We start from the raw sequence: 26,321 nt of genomic DNA, 5'->3' as shown, positions 1-26,321 counted from the left end.
TCTAAAAATGGAAGATCACTTTTTATAACGCTCGTAAAGCTTTCTGAGCTCAGAAAGTCCCGCATCTTCTGCGCCTGAGCGCTCGACGCTTCCCGTATCATAGGTAAATACTTTCGGATCCCGTTTAGATCTATCATCCCCATATGTTTCCTCCCTTTGTTTTCTAAAAAGATCGACTAAGAATTGCTCTTCGGCTCGAGTTCTCTCCGCCTTGTGGTATGCATGCATATAATCCTTGAGGCGATTTTCTTTTAGAAGTTCGAGCACCTTCTTCTCTTTACGCGCTTCTGAAACTTCGGATCTCTTCTTCTCGACTGGTTCATCAAAAGATCTGATCTCCGATTCCAGTTCCGTATTTCTGGTTAATAATTGGCGCATATAAGTTTGCAGATAAGAATATTCACGAAGATCTGTGGCCCCTGCTAATTCAGTAGATGAAAGAGTCCTAATTCTTTCTTCGTTACCATCGATCTCGGATTTACGGACGTTCACTTGGGCTACGAGTTCGGATAACTCTTTTAATTTCTGATCTTCTTGAATCTTCTTTAGTCTGAGCACAGGTTCGAGTCGAAAGCGGAATCGTTTCATGGATTAAAATTCCTCTTCTTCTCTTTCTTCTTTTAAGATATCTCTCAAGCCGCTTACTGTCTGTGGGAAAAGACTTCTTTCCATAAGTCTTTGTTTGAGATAAGAATCTATCTTATCTTTTTTGCGGATAGCAAGGTCCACTTTAGGATCGGATCCTCTTACATACGCGTTGAGAAGAATGAGTTCTTCTACTGAATTATAAGTGGATATGAGTTCTCGGATCATTCCTGCCCTCATGAACTGATCCTCTTCGACGATGGATTGCATGACCCGAGATAGAGAAGCAGGCACATCGATCGCAGGATAATGATTTCGTTCAGCGAGCTTTCTGGAGAGAATAATATGTCCGTCTATATAACCTCGTACAGCGTCAGCGATCGGATCTTCCATCTCATCAGTATCTGTGAGGATTGTATAAAAGCCTGTAATACTTCCCCCTGATTTGGAAGTTCCGGAACGTTCTACAAGTTTTGCTAATTTAGTAAAAACGGATGAACTAAATCCTCTGGTAATCGGTGGCTCATGATTGGATACGGAGATTTCTCTGTTTGCATGAGCGAATCGAGTCAAGGAATCCATCATCAAATTTACATGCAGGCCTTGTTCTCTAAAATATTCGGCGACTGAGGTGGCGAGTAGGGCGCAGTTCACTTGCTCCATCTTAGGGGCATCTGAAGTCGCGGCGAATACGACTGATCTAGCGAGCCCTTCTTTGCCTAAGTCTCTTTCTATGAATTCGTTTACTTCTCGTCCTCGTTCACCGACGAGTGCGATCACGTTTACATCTGCATTCGTAAATCTCGCGATCATACCGAGTAAGCTGGATTTACCCACGCCGGAACCGGAGAAGATCCCGAGTCTCTGTCCTCTTCCCACCGTTAGGATGCCATCGATTGCTCTTACTCCAGTGAGTAGGATATCCCTGATGATTGGGCGGTCGAGCGGGTTGATGCTTTCTCCTTCCGGAGATTTTTCTTCGGAAGTGATGATGAGTCCTTTCTTATCGATAGGACGTCCTACACCGTTTAATACTCTGCCAAGAAGTTCACGGCCAACAGGAACGTTTAAACTTCTTCCGGAAGAAAAGACGAATGCGTCGGGATATACACCTTCTACAGGGCCCAATGGCATTAAGGTATATACGTGATTTTCGAAGCCTACGATCTCGCATTGGAGATAGCCTTCTGTTCCGGCTTTTTGGACTTCCATGATCTCTCCGATCTTAGAATCGGGAGGTCCTTCTGAATAGATTACATTCCCGGAAACTCTTACGACTCGTCCGGACTTACGGATGGTTTCCGTTCTGTCCAAAATGAGGAAGTACTTGGAGATAACGTCTATCTTTTCGTGAAACTTCTTCTCGATCATTGCCGGACATTGAACCTATGAGCATACTCTCCCGAGGATTTTGCTCGGAGTCAAGTGATAATGAGAATATAACTGAATTATGTCTCTTTTAAGGGTAGAAGAGATGTCGAAGTTACTACAAAACTTCTGACCTTCCACTTCACATTCCCCCAAAAGAAATTTCCCCTGACCGGATCCTGCTCGTTTGCAGAGAGGATCCGGTAAGAGGGTAAGATGGGACGTAAATGGTGAATTATATCGGTTCCGCATTTCGAATCGCTTCTTCGATCTCTTTGAGCTGAGTGGAAATTCTCGCGTCGATTGCTCCCACATCTGTTTCGATAATAACCCCGCCTCGGTCGACTCGGGAGTCTTCGTAGATATTGACCTTGCGAAGAGATTCCATGAGTTTGATAAGCTCGTCTTTGTGAGCGGTAGTGATTTCCAAATCAGCAAAGTTGACACGGATATCTACACGGTCGCGATCCTTAATGCGTTTCAGGGCTTCTCTAATATTATTGAGTACGATTTCTTTTCTTTCAATGATCTCGTCTTTGATGATCTTACGAGCGATGATCAGGATCATCTCTACCATCTGTTTCTCGGAGGCTTGGATGAGTTCGGCGCGAATATCGATTGCCTTACCTACAATAGTTCCGAGTCGGTCGATGAGTCGTCTGACCTCACCTTGGCCTTTACGAAAGCCCACTTCTCGTCCTGCTTCGAATCCTTTTAGATAGGCCTCGTGTTCGATCTCCGCCGTTTTCATCTCGGCTTCTTTGATCATTCTTTCGGCTTCCATCTTGGCTCTTTCCAAGATTTGTTCCGCTTTGGCTTTGCCCGAATCTTCTTCGAGTTTGATCTTCTCTTTCGAGTCTTGGATCATTTGGAAGGCTTTCTTGCGGCCTTCCTCCTCGATCTCTTCCGACTTGCGGCGAGAGTCCTCGAGCATTGTTTTGATATTCTCTTCCGTTTCTTCTTTATAACGGTTGAGCTCGGCCTCTATTTCTTCGATAGAAGGGCCTTGGTATTGCTCGATGATATTTCCTTCTTGGTCTACCTCGAACTCTTCTGCGTCTTCGTCCCTATGGAATTTCTTATACTTGTCCGGAATCTGAAGCTCGACCTGATCTTGCATGTCGGCGATTTGGATGGGTTTAAAGACGAGTTTAGCCATAGTCTTAATTCGTTCTCCGGAACTTGATTCTTCCTGATTCTACAGATTCCTTGAAAATTTCAAGAAGTCCGTTCTGAGCGGTCTCAATTTCAGCAAGAGAGACTGGGCCCATGGAATCTTCTTCTAACCGTATGGAAGAGGCCAGATTTGGATCCAGCCTAGTAAGTAAGACCTGTTTCGTATCCGGTTCGGTACCCTTAAATGCCGTAGCGGTAACGATCGGATGGATCTCTCCCAGGAACTTGTTCAAAGCTTCCCGGCTGAGGTCCATCAGGTCTTCCATTCGGAAGAAATGCTTATTTATATTTTCGGCAAACGACTGGCTCTTTTCGCGTATTCGGGAGAATAATTTCTGAGAATCTTGGGGATCCATTCTGCCCAAAAGCTCGGCAGCTCGCTTTCCGCCCTTGTCCCTTGTAGGAACTCCAGCATCCGGGGTCTTTAGAACTTCCCGTTTGAAGCGCAGAAAACGCTCCAGGGAGTCCCTAAGTCCCAGGGAAGAAAGGTCCAGATTCTTAATAGAGAGCAAAATCTCTTCCTGGGTATCTTCCTGAAATTCTTCTAATACTCTTGCGGAAACTTCAGGGTCCGCATAGCAGAAGATGAGGGAGATCCTACTCGCATTCTCTCCTGCAACGATGCGGGAAAGTTCTTCTTTATTATAGGATTTTAATTCTTCCAGCCAATCCGGTTCGGAAACCAGGTCTTCTTTTAGGATGGTCTCCAGTTCCTGGATAAGGGCGAAAGTGTCTCTGTCGATCCCTTCTTTTGGAACCGAAGAGAGTCCGTTTAGGAAGGCTCCTAAAAGTTCTCTCTCTTGGCTTGCCTCCGGCTTTCCCGATTTGTGAAAGCTCTCTAAGAGTTTTGTAGTGTCTGTTGGACCTAAGTGGCGAAATACTTCGGGGGGAAGATGCTCCCCCAGAATTCGGAGGAGCTGTCCCGCCCGGTTTCTTTTTCCGGACAGGGTACTCATTAGGTCGCTTCCTCTTCAGAGAGCCAGGTGCGGAGAAGTTGTGCGACTTCTTCCGGTTTTTCCCTGGCGAGGTTGATTGCGTTTTCGAGAAGTTCTCTTCTGAGTTTTTCGTCCAGGGAGAGTTCGACCTCTGCGCTTCCGTCGTCCATGACTCGGAGAGCTGCTTCTCTCATCATCTGCTGCATTGCGGCGAGTTCTTCTTCGCGGAGTCTGCGGCGTCTTGCGATTTCCTTTTTGATCGCTCTGTAGATGAGGATGGTTAGGATCAAGAATAGAACGATAACCAAGGAGGCTATGACCATTTGGCGGATCGCTTTCTGTTTTCTTAATTCTTCGTCTTCTGCTGCAAACTGAGCTGAGCGATCTTTAGCAATGCTTATAACGGAAATTTGGTCTCCTCTTGCTTTATCGATCCCTACTGCTGCTTCTAAATTTTTACGAACTGTTCTGATATCATCGTCCGAAACAGGGATATAAGTTCTATCGTAACCGGTTCCGTCTTCTCTTTCTTTCTTAGTCCATTGTCCGTCTACAACCACAGAGAGGTTGATCTTCTCGATCTTCCAAGGTTGCTTTTGGACTTCGCTAACTCTTCTGTTGAATTCGAAGTTATTGATGTTCTCGGTCTTCTTATATTCTGCTTTTTGATAGTCTGTGTCTTTGTATCCAGGAGGAAGGTTAGGCTCTGTTCCTGCAGGTCCGTCTGGGGTGAAGCCTCTTCCGTTGAATTGCTCGCTCGTTTCTTTGGAAGAAACTTTTAAGCTGTATCCGTCTACAATCTTCAATTCAGAATAAGGAGTATTTGGATCGTCCGGTCTTTCGATTACTGGAGAAACTTGATTGTCTTTATAAGATTCCTTGTCCCAATTCAACATGTATTCGAAGCGGGTGATGTCCACTCTGTCTTCTCCGCCTAGATACCAGCGTAAAGTGTTGCGGACGTCGATTAATCTTTGGACCCTTTGCTCTTCTTGGATCCTCAATTTCTCTTGTACGACTCTGAGTTCTAATCTTTCTTTCTCTAAATCTTCTTCGAAGTCGGAGATGATCTTTCCGTCTGCGTCAGCAACGGATACGTTCTCAGGCTTTAATTTAGGAACGGCTCTCGAAACTAAGTTTACGATACCTTTTACTTCCTTCTTAGAAATCCCTTCGACTCCGGGAATAAAATGCAGGATAACGGAAGCCTTAACTGGAGAAGCATTCGAGTTGAATAACTCTTCTTCCGGCATAGCTAAGTTTACGTAAGCCTTGTCTACAGATCTGAGGGTCATCAAGGACTGCTCGATGGCTCCCTTTAAGGCTCTGTACTTTTTGATGTCCTTGTCGAACTGGGTCTCTGTGAATTTTTCCACATTGAAGAGTTCCCAGCCTTGGACACCTGCAGGAATTAAATTTTCCTGAGCGAGCTTGGTGATGATTTCCTGTCTTTGCTCCGGATCCACGCTGACAATGCTCGTGTCTCCCGTGTTATATGAATAACCCATGGAGTCCAACTTCTTGGTAACCTCGGCAAAATCCTTAGCCGTTAGGTTTTGGAAGAGGACGACTCGGTTCTTCTGAGAAGAAACCGTGGTTAGAAGGCCGAGAGCGATGACGACTGTGATCGCAACTCCACCTAATATGAGTTTCTTCGTAGTATCTAAGGAGCCAAAGAATTCCTTGATATTGTTCAGAATCTTTTGTAACTGCTCGGGCATTTTACTTCACCACCGGACAAGATAGGGGACATAATAGATTTTCGGAATCAAAGTACAATCCCTTTTTAAAAAAACTTTAGAATTTTTTTATTTTGGTCTAAATTTTTCTCTTATGTCTGATCGAAGCGTTGGTATCTGAAGAATATTTCTAGATGTACTTAATTGCAAAACGTATGTTTAGTGTAATTTTAGTGATCAACTAGTTGTTACTGAGAGTTGCATCCTCTTGAAAGAAGAATCTATCGTGAAACCAATCTCCGAACATGCAAATTTTATAAATCTCCAAGAAGCGGAGAAGATAGGAGAATATCTTAGAACCATGATATCTCCTTCTAAGGTGGAAAAGATAGAGGAGGTAGTCTCATATCGCACAAAGTACTTAACAATTGTGTTGGAGGATATATTCCAACCTTATAATGCAAGTGCGCCGGTTCGTACTTCCGAGTGCTTGGGCCTTTCTGAAATTCATGTAGTGGAGAATAAGAGTTTATACAAACCTAATGAAGGTATAACTAAGGGCGCTCAAAAATGGATCCAGATCCGAAAATACCAGGCACTAAATGCGGATAATACTAGTCATTGTATAAGTGGTTTGAAAGAAAAAGGTTTTAGGATCGTTGCGACTTCTCCCCATGTTAAAGAAAATTCTTATGAACTAGATACTCTTCCTTTGGATCGTCCGGCAGCGATTCTATTCGGGTCTGAAGAGCTTGGTCTTTCTAAGAAGGCTATGGAGCAAGCGGATCTCTTCTTGAAATTGCCGATGTACGGTTTTACGGAGAGTTATAATATCTCTGTGACCGTAGCGATCGTTCTTTCTCACCTTGCGTATCGCTTAAGAAAGGAAATACCAAATTGGGCTCTCAGTGAAGAGGAGAAAGTGTTCCTACGGAATACATATTATAAACGAAGTTTGCATAATGGGAATCTGGTGGAATCAGACTTGCTCCAAAGAATTCGTGGAGAGATATAAAAGTCTGCGCGTGGGAACTCTTTGGCGGGTTCGAAAGGGCCCCCACCCAAGTTCGGGTGGGGGGAGTGGCCCGTGGGTTTGCGAGATTCGCATATCATAAAATCGCTTATTGCGCGAGCGAAAAATTTAGGAGTTCCCGCAGTGTAGGAACTCTTTTCTGAATTTGTGGGAAGAATTGCTCAGCGCAAATTCGATTTGGAGAAGAAGAACTGCAATAATTTCCGCATTTGGTTCGGACCAATCCCTGCTCCTAGATATTCCCCATCTACCCAAAGCTCGAAATGAAGATGAATATTTTCGTCGTTGCCTTTGGCTTCTCCACTAAGACCTGAGTTGCCGGCTTTTCCGATCTCATCTCCCGATTTAACCTTTGTTCCTACTTTGATCCCACTTTTGATCGAAGACAAGTGATTGAAGGATGACATGATTCCGTTCCCGTGATCGATCCAGACCTGTCTTCCTCCGAAATCCTTTTCTACGAAAGTTACTCCATTCTTTTGGGCCAACGCAGAATATTTTTGAAATTCGGAAAGTGTCATGGGGGAATAATCCAGATCTGCTCGAATGATCGTGCCATCCGCAGGGGACACAAGAGAGTCCTCGAAAGTCAAACGTCTTGGAGGCCCGACCTTCTCTCGTTTATTATAAATATCTAATCCTTTATGGATGCCGTTCCTGTATTCTCTGGGCGCTCCAGGAAGCTGTACATCTTTATCGGGAATGAGTCCATCTGGAACTGGATATTGGTATCCAGTAAATCGAGCGGGAATAGAATTCAATGCGGCTCCGTTTAAAAGAACTTTGAATTCACCGATAACTATACTTCTATCTTCTTTTTTAGGAAAATATAATCTAATAATGGATGCATCGATCGGAGGAAGGGTATGAAAATTGATTAATTCTACTTTATTGTTTTTGAAAATTGTCTTCCAGTTATCTTGGTACAATACCTGGATTTCATACTCCTCGGCGGCTCTTTTTCCTCTAAAGATCGGAACTACTACTTCGACCGCATTGATTAGTCTTTTCGAGCCGAAATCTACTATGATCCATTCCGGTTTTGAATCGGCGGAAGAATACCAGTATGTTTTCTGATCCGAATCGAAAAGATTGAATGCTCCATATTCTTCATGAAAAGAAGAAGAAACCGAATACGAAAAAGGTGCAGGAGTTATCTTTCCAAAATCCAGAAAATCTATTTCGGACCCTAAGGCTCCGAAATTTTTAGGACTGGCTGATAAAGACCAAGAAAGTAAAAAGATGAAGAAGATTGATTTCTTTGCCATATTTAGGATCGGAACGCTTCTCCCGGCTTCGGTCCTTTATCATTCTTTAAAATAGCCTCGGCTTCTTCTAATTTCCAGGAATCCAAATAGCTAGCATCCTCTTGGCTTAAGTCAGGACGCAGCGCGATCGGTTTTCGGTTTTTATCCGCATATAAACCTCGTCGGCCAAAGAATCTACCGGAAGCTTCTTGAGGTTGTACGACTTTTCTTTCTTCTCCACGCATTTGGAATGCAAGTCTTGCATTTTCGGAATAGGCTTTGAATTCTTCGGGATCAACGGATATAGTATGGTCCGGACCAGGTAATTTCTTATCTAGAGTAAAATGTTTTTCTAATGCACATGCACCTAAGCTCACTGCAAGAGCTCCTGCCAAGCTTCCTCCAGTATGATCCGAGAAGCCGACAGGACCTGGAAAAATATTCTGGTAATAGTTGATTGTGCGTAGATTCGCTTTTTCTGGCGGAGTCGGGTATAGGGAAACGCAATGGAATAATAGTAAATCCTTAACTTTCTTTGATTCTAAAAATTCCAAAGCACGAACGGCTTCGAATCCTTCTGCAGCTCCGCTAGAAAGTAAGAGAGGAAGTTTTGTATCGGCACATTTATTAAGTAGCTGTTTATTTACGATATCTCCACTCGCGATTTTTAGTGCCTTCACTCCAAGGGAAACGAGAAGATCTACGCTGATTTCGTCTAACGGAGTAGAGAAGAAGAAGAGTCCTTCCGACTCGGCAGTCGTCTTGAACTCTCTGTGTAGTTTCTCGGAAAGCTCATACTGTTTGAAAATATCCACGAGCACTTTCGCTTTTGGATTGGCTGTATCTAAAAAATTGTCCGTAGAATAGCTTTGGAATTTTACCGCGTTTGCCCCGGCGTTTTTTGCCGCTTGGATGGTTCTTTTGCCCAATTCCAAATCAGCATTATGGTTTAATCCGATTTCTGCGATTAAAAAGGGGGAAGAATCAGGACCTAAATCCCATCGGTCGCCTAATCGAAAACTCTTTGAAAAAGTCATTCTTTCTCCGGAAGGAAGCTTCCTTGTGTCGTTAAAACAAAGATCGGAAGATAGGGGCAAAGACGCAATACGAGAATGTTTTTTGATTGGTATTTCAGAGATCTGAAAAAGTCAGAATAGGCTAAAAGCTCGAGCCATTTTTCAATTCGAGGATGAAACTGGACCGGAAGTTGCTATTATGAAATCAAAGACAGGTTTTCAAAATTGATTTTGATCGTACTTTACAATAAACGAATTGTAAGGTCCTGCAAGTGCTTCGTCCGTAGAATGACCCACAACATATATATTTCCAATTAAATCGATAGCTAAACCTGTAGGTCTCGTAGTTCCGCTGTCATGCAATTCTGAGCGATACAGTGACATCTCAGCGTCCAATAACTTTGTCCAAAGCTTTCTGCCTGTGGCATCATATTTGATTACGAAGGCGTCACCATAAGTAACGGTTTGACCGTCGAATGTCGAATTTTTATATGTATATAAGTTTCCGGTCATATACACATTCCCTTGAGAATCCGAAGCAATTGTGTAAGGATCATCACTGCCATCTATTAACCTTGTCCACAATACGTTACCATTCCCATCGTATTTTATAATAAAGGCCGATGGATCATTTTTTATCTGAGCGAGATTATCTAATCCATTTCCGTTAGTCTCACCGACGATATATATATATCCTTGTGAATCGCAGGTAATGCCATGGCCTGAGGTATCTGGTAGATTGTAAAATCCGTCTATATAAACGCCAGGACCTACGTTGCCTAAAAACTTTGTATATAAGGTGTTTCCATTTTTGTCATATTTCGTCAGGAATAAATTAGAAACTTTCTTCCCTTCCGACGAAATTACTTCCGTTTCTCCGGTAATATATAAATTTCCTTGGGAATCGGAGGTAATCTCCTTCCCGAATATTACAGAAGTTTTTTGGATCTGAGGATCGATTGCATGCTTTGTCCATTGGATATTTCCGTCGCCATCATACTTCGCTATAAAAGTATATACATGTTCGTAGGTATTTGCATAGGGTCCGATAGCGTATACATTTCCTTGCGGATCCGAAGTAATGCTCTCTACCCAAGTGGGTCGAGCGTTATCATTTAAATATCTTTCCCATAGCCGGTTCCCTAGACTGTCATACTTAGCTATAAAAGCGTATTTGTTTTCACCGTTAAGGGAATCTTTTATCTCGCCAGCTATATATATGTTGCCATGGATATCGGCGGTAATTTTTTTACTGATAACATGATTGGGAGTGTCTGCAACGTATATACCTATGTCATCTTCTATCATAAGTCTGCCGATCACACTATCTGAAACGTAATTCCCGAATAGTTTCGACCAAAGCTTATTTCCTGCTCCGTCATATCTTGCTATAAAAGAGACTCCTACATAAGCATCCCATGCAGATGCTTCGATCACTCCGGTTGCATATATATTTCCCTGAGAATCGGAAGTAACGTCATTTGCCACTTCACTCAGAAATCTATTTTTCTTACTATAAATTTTTCCGGAAGAATCTGTCGTTCCGGACATCTCTATCAGTCGAGACCATTGTGTTTGAGGATGACTTGGAGAAGAGGTTGCATTCGCCGGAAGAATTGTTAAACCCAATAAACTTTCTTGCATATCATTTGGGGCGGAGCATTGAAGGAGAAATACTAGAATAAAAAGTATGAAACTAACATAACTCCGTGCAGGTGAATAAAAGAATTTCATAAATCAATTAGCAAGACATAAGTTGTTAATATAACAACGTATGCCTGTCGACAAATTGCTTAAATTTTTATTAATACGGATTTATTTCGGAAAAATACGAACTAGAAAGTTTGAATTCATAACTTACTGTTTTTCATTTTCAGGAAAAATTCGATTTGAGTTCAAAAGTTCATAGCTAAGATTTAAGAAAGCCTTCGCCTTTCTTTCGTAATCATCGCAGGTGCTAGGGATCGCAGCACATTTGGTCTTGTTTGTTGTCCAAGGCATCGGAAAAACTTCTTTCAGATCTCCTTCCGTCGATCTGTATAAAGCATGCTCCTTCTCAATCCAACCGATCACACTCGAAAAAGCAAAATACGAGGCTGCTGGTTCAGGTTTGGAGGAAAAGAGATCTTTTCCGAAGGCGGAAAACTTAGCTTTCTTACCAACCAATCCCAGAATAGTCGGCAGTATATCTAGCTGAGAAGAGATCCGAGTATCCACACCCGGTTTGATATATTTGGGCGAGTAGATGAGTAGGGGAATATTTCTATCCTCAAACGGATTCAAATCTCTGTGATGAGTGTGATCCGCAACGAAAATGAAGATCGTGTTTTCGAAATAAGGAGAGGATTTTGCCTTTCGAATAAATTTACCTAACGCCTCATCCGCATAATGATAGGTATTAAAGTAATCGGCATCTTTTAGGGACTCTGGATATAGATCCTTTTGAGTCTCAGGAACCTGGTAGGGATAATGAGTCGTAAGTGTTAAGCTTACTGCGGCAAAAGGTGCTTTAGAATTTTTTAATGTGCTATTTAGTTCTTCAAGCACATCTCCATCATAAAATCCCCAGGCGCCGGCTTGGTATCGATTCGTTTTTGCGATTTCTTCTCTGCCAACAATCGTATCGAAACCCCAATGAGGAAATAGAAAACTCATATTATCGAATCCTACATCTCCTCCATGCACGAAGTAGGTAGAATATCCGAGTCCCTTTAGGATCGATCCTAATCCGCCGAAATTTCCCAATGCCTGGTGGGTTCTCACCACTGTGATTCCGGGTCGATCCGGAACCCCTGTTAATACTGACATGAGTCCGTTTACCGTCCTTCCTCCGGTTGCAAAGAAGTGAGAGAAATATCTACCTTGCTTTGCAAGTTCATTGAAGTTCGGAGCCAGTTCTTTTCCTCCTACGATCCCGTCTCCATTCGGTTTTAGGAATTTTCCAGTCCAACTTTCTAGTAAGATCAGGACTATATTAGGAGGGGCGCCTTTTCTGGTTTCATTCGTTTCTCTTAATATAGGAAAATTCGGATCGATAAATTTTGCCTCTGGGTAATCGATTTGCTTTTGCACGATCTGAATGGCTTCTTCTCTACCCATTTGCAGTTCTGGAATGATGGACTTGGACTTCAGATCCATTAGAGTTGTAAATACGCCGTTTAAAGGCAGATTGTTCAAGAATCCGTTTTCAGAATGAATTGCGTCGGTAGAACGAAGAGGCCTCGCCTGCAAACCTCCTCTGAATAATAGTAAGACTAACAGAATGGAAATCGGGATCTGTAAGAGTTCCTTCTTCTTATTCTCTTGTATGAATTCATACCCGTTATATTTTAAGAAAAGATAAATTAGTCCAGGAAGCCCGATTGCGATTCCAATCAGGCCTAAGACAACCTTTAACGTATCGTTCTTAATTCCTGCTTCGATTAAGATGAGAAGGTCCTTTCCTAAGAACACAAATCCTTCGTAGCCAAGGTGTTTGTCTGCCTCTCCGAAATAGATCGTGTCTCCGATTAAATGTCCGGTCATCCAAAGAAAGAGGGGAATAGGTAGAATTCCCCAAATATATCTGTAGGATTTCCAACGATTCGGGAAATAGAAAGAGGATAAGATCCAAGAAGGTCCGATCACAATTGCCGTTACGCATAGATCAAACCGGATTCCTATGATAAAGGAAATGATGATCTCAGATAGAGAAGAATTTCCGATCTTAGAGTAGTAGATGAATAAGAGTGCAAAACGGAAGATTGTGAGTAAGCTTAGAAAACAAAAAGAGTAGAACGCGATAATACGCAGGTTCCCTGGGATTTTTTTCATATTTTCCTCGGAATTAATTCCAGCCTAGAAATTTCGAAACGTGAAATACTAGGAAGGCGGAACAATATGCAAGAATTGTCATGTATGTAAATAAGAAAAACGGCCAGAATAGGGAATTTGTTTCTTTCTTAACTACCGCAAGTGTAGACATGCATTGGCAAGCGAATGCGAAGAAAATCAGAAGACTAAGTGCGCTTGCTATGGTCCAGATCGGTTTTCCTGTGCTCGGATCCTTATCATTTCGGAGTGCACTTCTTAAGTTTTCATCCTCGGAATCTTCTCCCTGTACTCCGTAAACAATGGAGAGAGTGGATACCATTACTTCTCTTGCTGCAAATGAAGTGATGATCCCTAATCCCATTTTCCATCCGAATCCGATCGGGGCTAACACAGGCTCCATTGCCTTTCCCATTCTTCCTGCGTATGATTCTGAGATCTGAATAGATTTGGTTTGGGCAGCAGTGAGTCCTTCAGTTTTAGATCCTTCTACTCTCGGATAGTTGGCTAAAAACCATAAGATAATGGAGATGAAGAGTATTACCTTTCCTGCATTCAAAACGAATGCTCTGATCTTCTTATATACTGTGAAGAAGAGGCTTCTCAGAGAAGGCAATTGGTATCTGGGAAGCTCCATTAGAAAGTACGAAGGCTCAGAAAGAAAAAATGTTTTTTTGAAAATGAACGCTGCGCCCATGGAGGCAAACATTCCTAAAAGAAAGAGAGAGAATAACGCTAGTACTTTAGGAGAGAAAATACCGAATACAGGATTCGAAGAAAAGACTGTGCCTATTACTAAAATGTAAACCGGATATCTTGCGGAGCATGTGATGAGAGGAGAGACTAGGATAGTCGTGAGTCGATCCGATTTATTTTCTATGGTTCTTGTTCCCATGATCGCAGGAACGGCGCAGGCGGCACTCGACAACAAAGGGATAAAGGATTTACCGGAAAGTCCGAATTTTCCCATGAAGCGGTCCATTAGAAAGGAAGCCCTTGCAATATAACCGCTTTCTTCCATGATCCCGATAAAAAGGAAAAGTAAGCTAATCTGTGGGATGAATACTAAGACTGCTCCGACTCCTCCGATCATTCCCTCTTGGACAAGAGATCGGATTGGACCTTCTGGAAGGAAGGCTCCCGCCCATTCGGCAAGATTGGAGATTTGGCCTTCTATCCAATCCATGGGGACTTCCGACCAAGTAAATAGAAATTGGAATACTAAGGCCATAAGGGCAAGAAAGATCCCTAGTCCCCAGACAGGATGCAATAGAAGTTTATCTGCAAATCCTAATATTCCTTTTTCTAAAGTCTCCTTTCCTGAGATCGCTTTAGATAGAAGCTTTTTGATCCATATAGATCTTTGGACGAGTTCATCTCCATAAGAAAATTGCAATCCGGACTTTTCCCATTCGGAGAAGGCGAGTTGTCTTACTTTTTCCGGAAGAAAGCTTTGTCCTGGCAGCCCTGTCTGCAAGGTTTCTCCACTGAATTCCTTTAAAGAATTCTCCACAATGAATTGCAATGAGTCTTGGTCGGAAGAAGAAAGTTTAGAAAGGATGGATCCAATCAATGCGGACCTTTTTTTGTCTAGGGAAAAGTCAGGGTCAGGGATTTTATATGTAGTCTCTTGCACGAGAACTTCTTTCAGAGAGTCTACGCCTTCGCCTGTTTTAGGATTCACGAAGAAGAATGGAACGCCGAACGCTTTGGATAGAACGTTTAGATCCAGTTTTACTCCCTTCTTCTCCAATGCATCTCTCATTGTGACCGCTACAAACATAGGGATTTTTAAGTTAGAAATTTGTAATAGGAATTGTAATCCTCTCTCTACCGCGACTGCATCTAATACGAATAGTAGACGATCTTCCTTGCTTCTGGATAGAAGGAGTCGAGTGGTAACCTGCTTATCTTCTGATTCTCCCCCTAAGCTATATGCCCCGGGAAGATCTATGAGAGAAACACTTCCTTGTTCTGTATGAATATTTCCCTCTGCTTTTTCGACGGTTACTCCGTGAAAATTGCCTGTCTTCTGTCTGAGTCCCGTGAGCCCGTTGAATAATGTGGATTTTCCGCAGTTTGGATTTCCGGTGAGAAGGACTCGGATCGATTCGGTTGAATCATCAGATTTTTCTAATACATTGGAAGGAAATAGTTTCATAGATCAGTTAAGTTCCAAAAGATCAGCCTCTAATTTACGGATCGCTAATTGTACTAATCCGAGTTTTACGACCATCTTTTCTTGTTCCGGAAATTTTTGTAGCACTGTGACCTGTGTTCCCGGGAGAAATCCCATATCAAAAAGATTTCGAACGAGCCCAGTCTTTCCGGATTCGTTTTTTACCCTAGCGATAATCCCTGATTCTCCCGCTTCTAATTGAAATAATAATGTTTTCATCGAATGAATTTTTCTCTGTCTCGGATCAGATCCAATTCCGGAGCAAAGGATTTTATATAACGATCGAAGTATAGGATCTGCTTGATCAAGAGACCGAATTCTTTAGGGATCTTAAGTCCGTTTCGATTGGAAATATCTCTGAATTCGAATAGGATCGCGTTCATCTTTTGTTCGTCGAATGCTTCCAATTCTCCCATTTGGATGTCCATGACCATCTTGCTCATTTGACCAAAGACCTTTTCGAGATCTGCAGCTAATTTCTTCTCATCGACTCCTTGGGCAGTTCCATCCATTCGGACAAGGCCGCTTGCGATCCTGTCCGTACGATTCAATGCCAGACCTTCTAAAAAGATCATGAGACCTTCCCAAACCTTGGAGGAGATTCTGCCTACGATACCGAAATCGATAAAGCCTACGCTACCGTCCCTAAGGATCATTAGATTTCCTGCATGTACATCCGCATGAAAGAAGCCGGACTTGGAAAGAGTCGAGAACCAGATCTCTAAAGCGTCTGAAAGCGTCTTGGACGGATCAGACGTGAATTTGCGAAGAGATAGCTCGTCCGTGATTGGGGCGCCATAAAAGCGCTCCATGGTCAGTACTTTCATTGTACTCAATTCTTTATAGACCTTAGGGACCCTTGCTCTGGTCTCTCCCGCATTCAATAGATATTTTTCAAACTCTTCTATATTGGCGGCTTCTTTCTCGAAATCGATCTCTTCTAAAATGGAGCTTTGGAACATGCCTACCATCTCGGAAAGTCCGGAGCGATTCAAGCCTGGAACGAAGATCTCAAATAGTTTCGAAGCCAAATAAAGCAGGTTCAAGTCGGCGCCGAGAGCGGTCTCTATATCCTGTCTCTGGACTTTGAGTACCACATCCAAGCCATCTTTTGTGACTGCAGAATGCACTTGGGCGATGGAAGCGGAGGCAATTGGCACAGGATCTATGCTTTGGAATAAGGACATATAATCCCTTCCTAGTTCCTTCTTTAAAGTTTTTTGAACTTCGGAGAAGGGAATGGGTCGGACGGAATCCAAACATTTTTGCATTTCGGTGACAATCTCTTGCGGGAATAAAGAAGGCGCAGAGGCAATAAATTGACCGAGTTTGATATAGGTTGCACCTAACTCTTCGAAAGCTTCCCTAAGTCGTACGGGAATATTTTCGGATGTAGTACCTCCTACAGCCAGATCCTTTAAGAGAAGAAGGGTCTTGGAAGAGAATACGTAGCTGCTCGCGACCATTCTGGCGGCACTATTTACCCCTTGTTTGATCTGATTAAAAAATCCCGACATTTCAGTTCCAAATTAGTAGATAGATAGAAGAGGACAATCCAAATCGAAAGCTTTTTCCCTCGATTCGGGGAAGGAACCGACCAAGAGTCACTTGGGTCTATCCAACAAGCTTCTGCCGAAAAACCGTATTTTGGTTTACGGGAGCGGCGAGAATTAGAGGATGGCTTTCGAACGATATATTCGGTCAGTGGTATGAGCGGCGAATCGGTTTTATTGCAAGAATTAGAAAAACTCGAACTGAACGACCTAAAGAAGACCGCCTCTCTCTGGAACATTCCCAAGCTCCCGTTCAAAGAAAAAAATAAGAACGTTAAGTTCCTTTATGATAGTTTTCTAGATGAATTCTTTCTAAAAGGAGTTCTAGAAAAGCTGACTATTCTCCAGGTGAATATCTATACTTCTATATTGAAGAATAAGAATGTTCTCACTCTCGGAGAGATCTCCCGTAAAGTAAATATTCCCCCAATCAACGTGGAGATGGAGTTAAACCTTCTCCGCAAATATCATTTAGTCTACCAAAGAAAGAATAGAGAAAGATTAACCAATAACCTGGATAAGTATCATGCTTATGAGGAATTGGCTTCTCTGGTCTCTTTGGAGCAAAATCTCAAAGGAGACAAATACAAAGTCTCCGTAGAGAAGCTTTTAGAACGCAAAAAGCTAACAGATATCTCTGCAGAATGGAAGAAGGCAGTCAAGGCTCCGGCCAAAATAGACAGCATTCGTAAGTTCATCACTCATGCTACCTCTCCTGAGGCGTATGAGGCATCACTCCTATCGTTAAGCGAATTGGAGAGGGATACACTTATCCGGATCTATCTGAGCGGTGGAGCTGCTGACGCAGACGATATTCGCAGTTTTATCGTCATGGGCAGAGGCAAATACGAGGCAATCATTCCGGCACTAGTCGAAAAAGGTCTTGTTGCAGATGTTTGCTTTGTAGAAGAGAAGTTTGTTCGAATCTTTGCTCTTCCAGATGAACTTTTAAAATACATCCAAAATAATCCGATCCTTCCTTCCGTTAAGAAGGGAACTCGCCAGAGACAGGAAAAGATCGCAACGAACGAGTTGGATTTCTTCCTGAATACGAAGAAACTTCTCTCTTATATCAGCAGAAAGGGACTCGTGCTTGCTAAGTCTGGCAAGGTAAAGCAAGCGGATCATAAACGCACAGAACAAGAACTATTAAATCCAGATATCAGTATCTTCCCGGAGAAGAGTCAGATCTATCAAATGGAGCTGATCCTTCCTATATTAAAACTTTTGAATCTAGCAGATATCAAAGGGGAAAATATCATTCTGAGAGGAGATCTGGAAGGTTTCTTAAGCAAAGACATCTTTGAGATCATGAAACTCGTCATCCATGAGGTGAACGAGGCGAGAATGAAGAGGGTCAATCCTCCCGAGGTTTTCCAACCTACGGAGATGCCTTTCTATGATAAGATGATCCTGGACAAATGTGTGAACCTAATCATCAAGTCCAAGAGGATTCATCTTTCCGTTATCTTCTCTAATATTATCAGAGAACATCTGATTTTTAGCCCAGGATTTAGGACCAAGAATTTCCAAACTGATCTGGCGGATCTGCGTAAAGAGATCATGAGTGCGATCTTCTACTTGCATTTGTTCGGTCTCTTGGAAGTGGAATACCCGAACCGATTCCTGAATCTTTCCAAGTTGGGAGAATATTTCTTCCAAACCGGAGAATTGTCCAATTCTACGGAGAAGGGTGGTATCACTATCAACCCGGATTTCTCCGTGATCGCATTCCCGGAGAAAGTATCTATCTACGGAATTCATCTATTAAAGGCATTCACCGAACTCAAAGACTACGATCGTGTTTATACTTTCGTTCTTACCAAGGAAGCATACCAACTCGGTATCTTGCTCGGATATAAGACAAACGAGTTTGTGGATTTCTTAAAGGCATCTAGCAAGGCAGAACTTGCGCAAAACCTTCTCTTCTTGTTGGAAGATTGGGGTGGCAATTTGCCTGTGGTAGAAGTTGCTGAAGATTGTGTTCTTGTTCGCACCAAGGATCAGAACGTGATGGAACTTTTGCTTGGTCAGATCAAGGGCAAGAAGATCGTGTTGGATGAGATCGGTCCTACTGCGGTTCTTGTAGATAAAACAAGAGTCCAGGACGTGATCACAGTCGCTGAAAAACTCAACCTGATCATTAACCTAACTCGCTAATCGTCCCTTAGAGAAAACCGGGAATTATTGTGAATGCTGTTCAGCTCTCTACGGCTCGCAGAACAGGGCTAATGAGCGAAGTGAATCAAAATTTTCAACTGAGCAAATTGAATTAAGCGGCCCCCACCCATCTCGGGATCGGGGGGAGTGGCTTGTGGGAGAAGCGATTTCCCTATATCAGAAAAACGCAAATCTTGCAAGTGCAAAAGATGGATGTGGGAACTAGTTTCTGAGTGAAAAGCTCGGTTGTAAGCTCACTCAGGAGAGACTTTGATCTTAGTCTTGAATTCCCATTTGCGGAAAGGTGCCAGAGCCTGCAGTCTTTCTTCGCTTACAAAGAAGAGTCCTTCGCCGAATTTGACTAGTCCGCCTTTGTAATGGGCATATTTGGTCTTATGGTCGATTAGGCCGATTTCTTTTACCTTATTCCAGTCGTCGCAGGTTTTCAGGGTCGGAACTCTTCGGAGATACAATTCCTTAATTGAACCATCCCGGACCGAGTCCCGCAAAATCTTTTCCCATTCCATATAAGCGCAAGTTACAGGCGTTTCCTTAAAAATCAAGGAGATTCTGAGAATTTATGTTTCTTCCCTGCGAGTGTGGATATGGAGGTTCACCGACCTAGGCTTTTCCAAATTTCGCTTTATCCCACTTGAAAATTTTCTTCTTTTTCATTCGGAACCTTACTACAAAGGGTTAGGGGATGTGAATTTGGCCGAGAAAAATGATCTGAAGATCGCGTTAGTTGGGGACGTACATGGTTTCTGGAATTCTTCGGACACCCGATTTTTTTCGGAAAGTGATTATGATGCCTTGGTCTTTACCGGTGATCTGGGAACCATCTCGGCTCGAAGCTGCCTTTCGATTGCAAAAAGAATTTCTAAGGTTTCAAAGCCTGGCTTTCTCATTCCGGGGAATAATGATGGACCTTCCATCCTAGCAAGACTCGCAGAAATTTTCGGTTGGAGTTCCTACAAGCCCCGCTTAGATACTTTCCTTTTGGAAAGAAGACTACAGGTTTTAGAAAAGAATCTGGCTCCTATTCGAATCTTAGGTTATTCCATCCAAGACGAAATTCCAGGTGTAAGTCTTTTAGGTGCGAGACCTCTTGCAATGGGTTCTCGTATAAGTTTTCTTCCTTATATTCAAAGGAAGTACGGGATTTCTTCCATGCAAGAATCAAAAGAGAAGTTAGTCTCACTTGCGGAGAAGGTAGATCTAAATAGTCGAGATCTCATCGTTCTTGCTCATAACGGACCAACCGGACTCGGCTCTAAGGCCAAAGACATCTGGGGTTGTGATTTCAAAAAAGAAGAAGGGGACTTCGGAGATGAGGACCTGGGAGATTTTCTTTCGGTGTCTTCTTCTTTAAATAGAAAGCCTAAAGTTGTGATCGCGGGTCACATGCATCATTCTTCTCGAAATGGCAAAAGAGGTTCTCGGATCTGGAAGGTAAGGAAAGACGGGATCTTGTTCATTAATGCTGCGAGGGTCCCGAGGATCTTTAAGGATAAGAATGGCAATATCTGGCATCATCATATCGAACTCACTCGAAAGAATGCGTATTGGGAGGCGGAAGCTATATTTTTAAAGAATGGAAGGGACGAAATTTTCCCTCTCCCTGATTTCTTGGAGAGGGAAAAGAATAGGTGTTTAGAGATCTAGATTATTCCGAGAAAGAATCCAATTTCTGTTTTACTTCTTCGTTTAGAGGCTGCTTTCTATGGAAGTCGTTTAACAATTTGATTGCATCGTCTCGTTTGCCCATATCGGAATACAATTCGGAAAGCTCTACAACTGGACGAGGATCCATAGGGAATTTCTTGTGAAGATCCAGATAGATCTCTTCTGCCTTATCTCTCGCTCCCTTCATCTTTAAGGAAGAAGCTTTTCCGAGTAACGCGAAATAATCTTCTCCTTCTGAAAGGATACGGTTGAAGCATTCCAGAGCCTTGTCGAACTCTCCCATTCCTCGCAAGCTGTCTGCATATCTGTTGATGATAAGTTTGTTGTCCGGATCGAATTCCAAAATCCTTTCCCAGAATTCGTTGGCTTTGCGGAAATCTTTCTTACCTCGATACGATTCTGCCAAACCGTACAGTGCGAAGAAGTTTCTAGGATCTAAGTCTGCTGCTCTTCTATAATAACGGATCGCTTCATCAAAGTCCTTGATCTTACGATAGCTGTTACCTATCTCCGTGAGGATCTTAATATTATCTGGTTGAATGACTAATAGTTTTTCCCACCAGCTGATCGCGTCCTTGTATCTCTGGCACGCGAAGAATAGGTGTCCGAGGCCTACAATCACGTATTGGTCTTTCGGATTGATCTGAAGAGCCTGCATATAGTACACTTCAGACTCTTTGAAGTTTTTAAGTTTTCTATGTGCGTCTGCGACCCTGCTTAAGATAGAAGCGTCGGTTATCGTGATATGTCTGTACTCTTCAGCGACTTCGATGACACGATTGAGCAGGTTCATCTCACGATAACAGTTCATGAGACCCATGAGGGAGAATTTGTTGGAAGAATCTTCCTTGATACAACGATTATAAAATTCGAGGGCTTGTCGGAACTCTTTGCGCTTGAAATGGAGATCACCCATTCCAACTAATCCGTATGTGTTGGTGGGCTCTTTTGCAAGCAGTTCCTTTAATTTGGATTCGGCTTTATCCCACTGTCTGCTATCTAAAAAACGGTACGCTTCTTTTGCCAAGCTCTTGATCTGAGCAAAATGCGAATCATCTTCTTCCTTTCCGGTTTGGGTTTTTTCAATGGGTTCGTTCATAGGACCGAAGGTTCCTTTTTAATTTATAGCAAAGTCCAGCACAGCACTCTACTCAATTTTTTATTTAATATAATACTTGGACGGATGAGTAAAGGTTTTCCTTGGTACTAAATCCGTAAAGAAAATTTGAAATCGCAAAAAAATCGTGAATTTGGGTGCTTTGCTTCATAAAATAATGTGAAAGTTATAGGGACAATCTCGACCAAAGTGTAGGACCTCCCACATGCGATACGGATCCGAACATTTTGCACTGCAATGTGAGCCTGAGTCTGACCCGCTTGTTGGAAAGGGGAACCTCCTTGACAAGGCCCTTCCTTCGCTTGGAATGGATTCTGACGAGGAAAAGATGTCGAAAAGTGAAGCAAAGATCACGGGCGCTCGATTGATGGTCGAACTCCTGGAAGAATACGGAGTAGATATCGTTTTCGGATATCCAGGCGGCGCCATCCTACCTTTTTACGACGAACTTTATAAAAGTACTAAGATTAAACATATCCTTGTTCGCCATGAACAAGGAGCCATCCACATGGCAGAAGGTTATGCGAGATCCACAGGCAAACTTGGAGTTTGCATTGCGACTTCCGGTCCAGGCGCAACCAACTTAGTCACCGGCCTAACCGATGCAAGACTAGATTCCGTACCGATCCTCGCCATTACAGGTCAGGTGGCTACGAATGCGATTGGCACCGATGCTTTTCAAGAAGCTGATATTTACGGCATCACGATCCCGATCACAAAATACAATGCTCTTATCAAATCCGCAGACGATATCGCAAGACATTTCGAAGAGGCAACTCTAATCGCATTAGGTGGAAGACCCGGACCAGTGCTCTTGGATTTTCCAAAAGACGTTCAGACGGAACTCACGAATGTGCGCAAGTCTTCCAAATTAAAGATCAATCCTCGCCATTACCAAAAGCCTCCGATCGGTGGAGACTTGGATGCGTTTGCAGCCGCTTTGAATAAGGCGAAGCGTCCTCTTCTCTATGTAGGAGGAGGGGCGATCAACGCAAATGCTTCCAAAGAGATCAGAGAACTTGCGGAGAAGGGAAATATTCCTGTCACCACAACTCTGATGGGAATCGGAGCCTTCCCCGGAACTCATAAGCTTGCAGTCGGAATGTTGGGAATGCACGGAACAGCTTATGCTAATAAAGCTGTATTAGAATGTGATTATATTCTAAATTTGGGAGCCAGATTCGACGACCGAGTAGCTAAACCGGGAGAGTTTGCGGAGAATGCGGTACGAGCACATATCGATATCGATACCGCCGAATTCAATAAAAGGGTTTCCGTGGATCATATCGTACACGGGGACTTGAAAGAAGTCTTAAAAGTGTTGATCCCTAAGGTGGAGAAGGTGGACAGATCTTCCTGGTTGGAATATCTGGATACGATCCGAAAAAACCATCCACTAGAGTTCGACGATTCTTCGGATTCGATCAAGCCACAAGCATTCTTGCAAAAACTATTCGAGAAGAGTAAGGGAAAGGCGATCGTTTCCACGGATGTGGGACAACACCAAATGTGGGCCGCTCAGTATTATCTTTTTGACGAAGCCAATAAATGGCTTACCTCGGGAGGACTGGGCACCATGGGTTACGGTCTTCCCGCAGCCATAGGAGCTAAGTTCGGAAATCCGAATAGCACAGTGATCTGTGTTTCGGGTGACGGTTCTATCCAGATGAACATACAAGAGCTTGCGACCATAGCCATGTATAAGAAGGGAGTGAAGATACTGATCTTCAATAATAACTTCTTAGGAATGGTCCGGCAATGGCAGGAATTATTCTACGAGGAGAGATTCTCGGAGTCCGAGTGGAATTATAATCCTGACTTCGTGAAATTAGGAGAGGCTTATTCCATCAAAGGAATGAGGGTCGCTACGAAATCCGAAATAGACAAGGCAATCGAATTCTTCTTAGAAGGAGACGAGGCAAGAATCTTAGAAGTAATGATCCCTGCAGAGGAGAAGGTGTTCCCTATGATCCCGGCAGGAAAATCCCAAAAGGACATGATAGAATTTTCGGACGCAATCCGAACTGGTAAGAAATGAAACATATACTTAAGATCCTGGTGAACAACCATCCCGGTGTCATGAGCCATGTCTCCGGCCTTTTTACTCGGAGAAGTTATAATATAGATTCCATCGCTGTGGGAGTAACGGACAATCCTGAGATTTCCAGCATGGTGATCGTCGTGAAAGGGGATGATTCCGTAGTAGAGCAGGTCAAACGCCAGCTACTGAAGCTGCCTGACGTGATCGATGTAGAAGATCTAGCCTATCATGATTGCATCAGCCGGGAACTTGTCCTTGTAGTGGTGCAATGTTCGGATGCGAATCGGACCGAGATCATTTCCATTTGTGAAGTATTTCAGGCGAGAATTGCGGATCTCACTAAAACTACCTTTACGATTGAATTCTCCGGAAACACCAGACAAGTGAATCATTTCCTCGAAATGATGCAAAAATACGGAATCGAGGAAATCGCTCGCACCGGACAGATCGCTCTACGCTACAGATCGTAAAGAGTTGTTACAAAAGTGTAGTAAATTGCTACTCAGCGGATCTATCTGACGCGTTTTTAGAGACAGAAGATCCGAAAATCGATTTCGATCCCTTGTTACAAATCGCGATTCTTTCTTTTTTACAATTTCGTATCCAGAAAGAATTTTTTTGTTCCTAAATTAAGATTCTCCTATTCTAATTCCCTCTTATGAGTATTCGAACTCGCATCTCTTTATACCTTTCTCTCGTACTATTTTTAGGTTTTGCGATTTTGACGGCGATCAACTCCGTTATCTCCTATCGAAGCCTTCACGCTGAAATCGAATCTGGTTCCGCTTTGAGCGCGGAAAGATATACTTACGAAGTAAAAGATTATCTGGACTCCGCCATGGGAATGGCTCGAGGCTTCCGCATGCTCCTGATCTTCTCCAATCCGAAGCGACAGGAAGTCGTGGATACGATGCAAGAGATCCTGAGAAGGAACTCCAAATGGTTCGGGATGTGGGCTGTTTACGAACCGAATGCCTTCGACGGGTTAGACAATCAATTCAAGAATACAAAGGGTCATGACGCTAGCGGAAGATTTGTGACCTACGTCCACTCCGTCAAGGAGAGTGGAGAAGCAGTCATAGAACCTTCCACGAATTATGAAGGAACTGATTCAGCTGCCGATTTTTATCAGGTCCCTAAAAAGACCTTAGAGCCTCTAGTGACGGATCCGTATCTGTATCTTGCAGGTGGTAAGCAAGTTCTCATGGTATCACTCTGTGTACCGGTCAGTAATAAAGGCAAATTCTGGGGAGTACTCGGAATGGATATCACCACTGCTCAACTGCAAGAGACTATGGGGAATATCAAGCCTTTCCGAGGAGAAGGATATCTAGCTTTGATCTCTCCCAAAGGAATCTATGCAGCGAATGGAGGAGATCCTTCTCTTGTTGGAAAGCCGATCCCGAATCCGGACGAATTCAAATTAGTTCAGGAAAATTCCGAAGGTCATAATCGTTTTGTATTCGAATCGGATGGATACACTCATCATTTCTTTCCGTTCAAGATCGGTAAAGGCCAGAAGCAATGGATCATGCAGATCAGCATTCCTGATTCGATCTTTGTCAAAGAGTTAGTTAGCGTATTGCTCCAGAATGCGATTTCTTCCTTAGCGATCGTGAGTTTGATCGTAATCGTTTTACATTTTATTTTCCAGAGATTGATCTCTGCTGGTCTTCTCCAGGCGATTGGTTTCTCAGAAGAGATAGCAAAAGGAAATCTTTTAGCTGCTTCTTCTTATGAAAGAAAGGATGAAATAGGCGCTCTATTATCTGCAATGAATACGATGCGAGAGCATCTCTTTCATGTGGTTCGAGAAATAACGAACTCAACTACTAAGTTAGCCGGAACAGCGGAGAAGATGGCGACTTCTTCCCGAAATTTCTCAGATGTGGCTCAAACTCAGGCATCTGCTGCGGAGGAATGCTCTGCTGCAGTTGAGGAGCTCGCATCTTCTGCCCAAAACGTAGGTAAGTCTATGCAGAAGGCAGTTTCTAGTATGAGAGAGATCGACGGAAACGTGGTTCTTTTGAAACAGCAAATCGCAAGTATCAATTCAGAGATGCAAGGCCTTGTGAGTCTGGCTGCTTCTTCCATACAGGAAGCGGTAACAGGTGAATCGGCGATGACTACTTCTAACAAAGCCATGGGAGCGATCGGAGACAGTGCTTCTCGGATCAATGAGATCTTGTCCTTGATCACTGAGATTTCCGAAAAGACAAACTTACTTGCGTTGAACGCAGCTATCGAAGCTGCAAGAGCGGGAGAGGCAGGAAAAGGATTCGCAGTGGTGGCAGAAGAGATCGGCAAACTAGCGTCTCAAACTTCTACCAGTGTGCAAGAGATCAGCGGCTTGGTTAATTCCACAAACAATGCAGTGATGGACGGAAACGCTAAAATGGGCGAGGCCGCAAACATACTGCAGAGGATCAAAGAGAGAGTGGACGAATTCGATAAGTCCGCAAAGGCAGTTCTCGTTTCAGTCAAGACCCAAGAAGACAATACGAAGGATATTGCGGAAAGTGCGAATAGTCTTATGACCTTCAGCTTGCAGATCGAAGAGGCAGTGTCCGAGCAGAGAAGGGCAACAGAGGAGATCACTAAAACGATCGTAAGTATTTCCGAGGGAACTCAGGAGATCGCGAGCGGAGCGGATGATCTAACTACATTCTCCGGTGACATGCATGGTCAATCGGAGCAGTTATCTAATTTAATTGGAAGATTCAAGGTAAGTTAAGC

At 43.2% G+C, this 26,321-nt stretch carries 20 protein-coding genes; 6 read left to right on the top strand and 14 right to left on the bottom strand.

What is annotated here, in order from left to right; all coding sequences use genetic code 11:
• Window positions 1-15 precede the first annotated feature (15 nt).
• The 5 genes from fliJ to fliF form a co-directional block, all read right to left on the bottom strand.
• Window positions 16-588 carry a flagellar export protein FliJ gene (gene fliJ / locus EHO59_RS12390; protein WP_135588521.1) on the bottom strand — a complete coding sequence of 191 codons (573 nt, stop codon included), beginning with the start codon at window positions 586-588 and terminating at the stop codon, window positions 16-18.
• A gap of 3 nt (window positions 589-591) precedes the next feature.
• Window positions 592-1,956: a FliI/YscN family ATPase gene (locus EHO59_RS12385; protein ID WP_135588519.1), complete on the bottom strand. Its 1,365-nt coding sequence runs from the start codon at window positions 1,954-1,956 to the stop codon at window positions 592-594.
• A gap of 232 nt (window positions 1,957-2,188) precedes the next feature.
• A complete protein-coding gene (fliH, locus tag EHO59_RS12380) occupies window positions 2,189-3,112 on the bottom strand; it encodes a flagellar assembly protein FliH (protein ID WP_008592071.1) in 924 nt (307 codons plus the stop codon).
• A gap of 4 nt (window positions 3,113-3,116) precedes the next feature.
• A complete protein-coding gene (locus EHO59_RS12375) occupies window positions 3,117-4,085 on the bottom strand; it encodes a FliG C-terminal domain-containing protein (RefSeq protein ID WP_135588517.1) in 969 nt (322 codons plus the stop codon).
• Window positions 4,085-5,785, bottom strand: coding sequence for a flagellar basal-body MS-ring/collar protein FliF (gene fliF, locus EHO59_RS12370; RefSeq protein WP_135588515.1), 1,701 nt, complete (start codon window positions 5,783-5,785; stop codon window positions 4,085-4,087). Before fliF ends, EHO59_RS12375 begins: the two co-directional genes overlap by 1 nt.
• 244 nt (window positions 5,786-6,029) lie before the next feature.
• Between fliF and EHO59_RS12365 the strand changes: the two genes are divergently transcribed.
• Window positions 6,030-6,758, top strand: coding sequence for a TrmH family RNA methyltransferase (locus EHO59_RS12365; protein WP_135588513.1), 729 nt, complete (start codon window positions 6,030-6,032; stop codon window positions 6,756-6,758).
• 179 nt (window positions 6,759-6,937) lie between these two features.
• Here the strand turns inward: EHO59_RS12365 and EHO59_RS12360 are convergent, their stop codons facing one another.
• The 7 genes from EHO59_RS12360 to EHO59_RS12330 form a co-directional block, all read right to left on the bottom strand.
• The gene (locus tag EHO59_RS12360) at window positions 6,938-8,044 is read right to left on the bottom strand and encodes a M23 family metallopeptidase (RefSeq protein ID WP_135588511.1); all 1,107 of its coding nucleotides are present in this window, start codon (window positions 8,042-8,044) and stop codon (window positions 6,938-6,940) included.
• Window positions 8,045-8,046: 2 nt separating this feature from the next.
• On the bottom strand, window positions 8,047-9,060 hold the full coding sequence (locus tag EHO59_RS12355; protein ID WP_135588509.1) for an N-acetylneuraminate synthase family protein: 1,014 nt from the start codon (window positions 9,058-9,060) through the stop codon (window positions 8,047-8,049).
• Window positions 9,061-9,258: 198 nt separating this feature from the next.
• Window positions 9,259-10,668 carry an SBBP repeat-containing protein gene (locus tag EHO59_RS12350; protein WP_167882111.1) on the bottom strand — a complete coding sequence of 470 codons (1,410 nt, stop codon included), beginning with the start codon at window positions 10,666-10,668 and terminating at the stop codon, window positions 9,259-9,261.
• Window positions 10,669-10,896: 228 nt separating this feature from the next.
• Window positions 10,897-12,852 carry an LTA synthase family protein gene (locus EHO59_RS12345; protein WP_135588505.1) on the bottom strand — a complete coding sequence of 652 codons (1,956 nt, stop codon included), beginning with the start codon at window positions 12,850-12,852 and terminating at the stop codon, window positions 10,897-10,899.
• A 13-nt stretch (window positions 12,853-12,865) separates the two neighbouring features.
• Window positions 12,866-15,010 (bottom strand): ferrous iron transport protein B, encoded by a 2,145-nt coding sequence (gene feoB / locus EHO59_RS12340; RefSeq protein ID WP_135588503.1) that lies wholly within the window; start codon window positions 15,008-15,010, stop codon window positions 12,866-12,868.
• Between the two features lie 3 nt (window positions 15,011-15,013).
• A complete protein-coding gene (locus tag EHO59_RS12335; RefSeq protein WP_135588501.1) occupies window positions 15,014-15,247 on the bottom strand; it encodes a FeoA family protein in 234 nt (77 codons plus the stop codon).
• Window positions 15,244-16,545, bottom strand: a complete 1,302-nt coding sequence (locus tag EHO59_RS12330) for an ABC1 kinase family protein (RefSeq protein WP_135588499.1) — start codon at window positions 16,543-16,545, stop codon at window positions 15,244-15,246. The genes EHO59_RS12335 and EHO59_RS12330 overlap by 4 nt, the downstream gene beginning before the upstream one ends.
• Before the next feature lie 192 nt (window positions 16,546-16,737).
• Between EHO59_RS12330 and EHO59_RS12325 the strand changes: the two genes are divergently transcribed.
• Window positions 16,738-18,741, top strand: coding sequence for a helicase (locus EHO59_RS12325; protein WP_135588497.1), 2,004 nt, complete (start codon window positions 16,738-16,740; stop codon window positions 18,739-18,741).
• A 254-nt stretch (window positions 18,742-18,995) separates the two neighbouring features.
• Here EHO59_RS12325 and EHO59_RS12320 read toward each other — a convergent pair whose 3' ends face one another.
• The gene (locus EHO59_RS12320) at window positions 18,996-19,268 is read right to left on the bottom strand and encodes a hypothetical protein (protein WP_135589129.1); all 273 of its coding nucleotides are present in this window, start codon (window positions 19,266-19,268) and stop codon (window positions 18,996-18,998) included.
• Window positions 19,269-19,452: 184 nt separating this feature from the next.
• On the opposite strand from EHO59_RS12320, the gene EHO59_RS12315 reads away from it, so the two are divergent.
• A complete protein-coding gene (locus EHO59_RS12315; RefSeq protein ID WP_135588414.1) occupies window positions 19,453-20,406 on the top strand; it encodes a metallophosphoesterase in 954 nt (317 codons plus the stop codon).
• Window position 20,407: 1 nt separating this feature from the next.
• On the opposite strand, the gene EHO59_RS12310 is transcribed toward EHO59_RS12315, so the two are convergent.
• A complete protein-coding gene (locus EHO59_RS12310) occupies window positions 20,408-21,526 on the bottom strand; it encodes a tetratricopeptide repeat protein (protein ID WP_135588412.1) in 1,119 nt (372 codons plus the stop codon).
• 346 nt (window positions 21,527-21,872) lie between these two features.
• Between EHO59_RS12310 and ilvB the strand changes: the two genes are divergently transcribed.
• From ilvB to EHO59_RS12295, 3 genes are all read left to right on the top strand, one after another.
• On the top strand, window positions 21,873-23,582 hold the full coding sequence (ilvB, locus tag EHO59_RS12305) for a biosynthetic-type acetolactate synthase large subunit (protein WP_210413073.1): 1,710 nt from the start codon (window positions 21,873-21,875) through the stop codon (window positions 23,580-23,582).
• Window positions 23,579-24,055, top strand: a complete 477-nt coding sequence (gene ilvN, locus EHO59_RS12300) for an acetolactate synthase small subunit (protein WP_135588409.1) — start codon at window positions 23,579-23,581, stop codon at window positions 24,053-24,055. The genes ilvB and ilvN overlap by 4 nt, the downstream gene beginning before the upstream one ends.
• Window positions 24,056-24,243: 188 nt before the next feature.
• A complete protein-coding gene (locus EHO59_RS12295; protein ID WP_135588407.1) occupies window positions 24,244-26,319 on the top strand; it encodes a methyl-accepting chemotaxis protein in 2,076 nt (691 codons plus the stop codon).
• Window positions 26,320-26,321 lie beyond the last annotated feature (2 nt).

Source organism: Leptospira semungkisensis, from assembly GCF_004770055.1.
GTDB classification, from domain to species: Bacteria; Spirochaetota; Leptospiria; order Leptospirales; family Leptospiraceae; genus Leptospira_B; species Leptospira_B semungkisensis.
The sequence above is the reverse complement of the archived record's forward strand: the minus strand, read 5'-3'. Positions and strand labels throughout refer to the sequence as shown.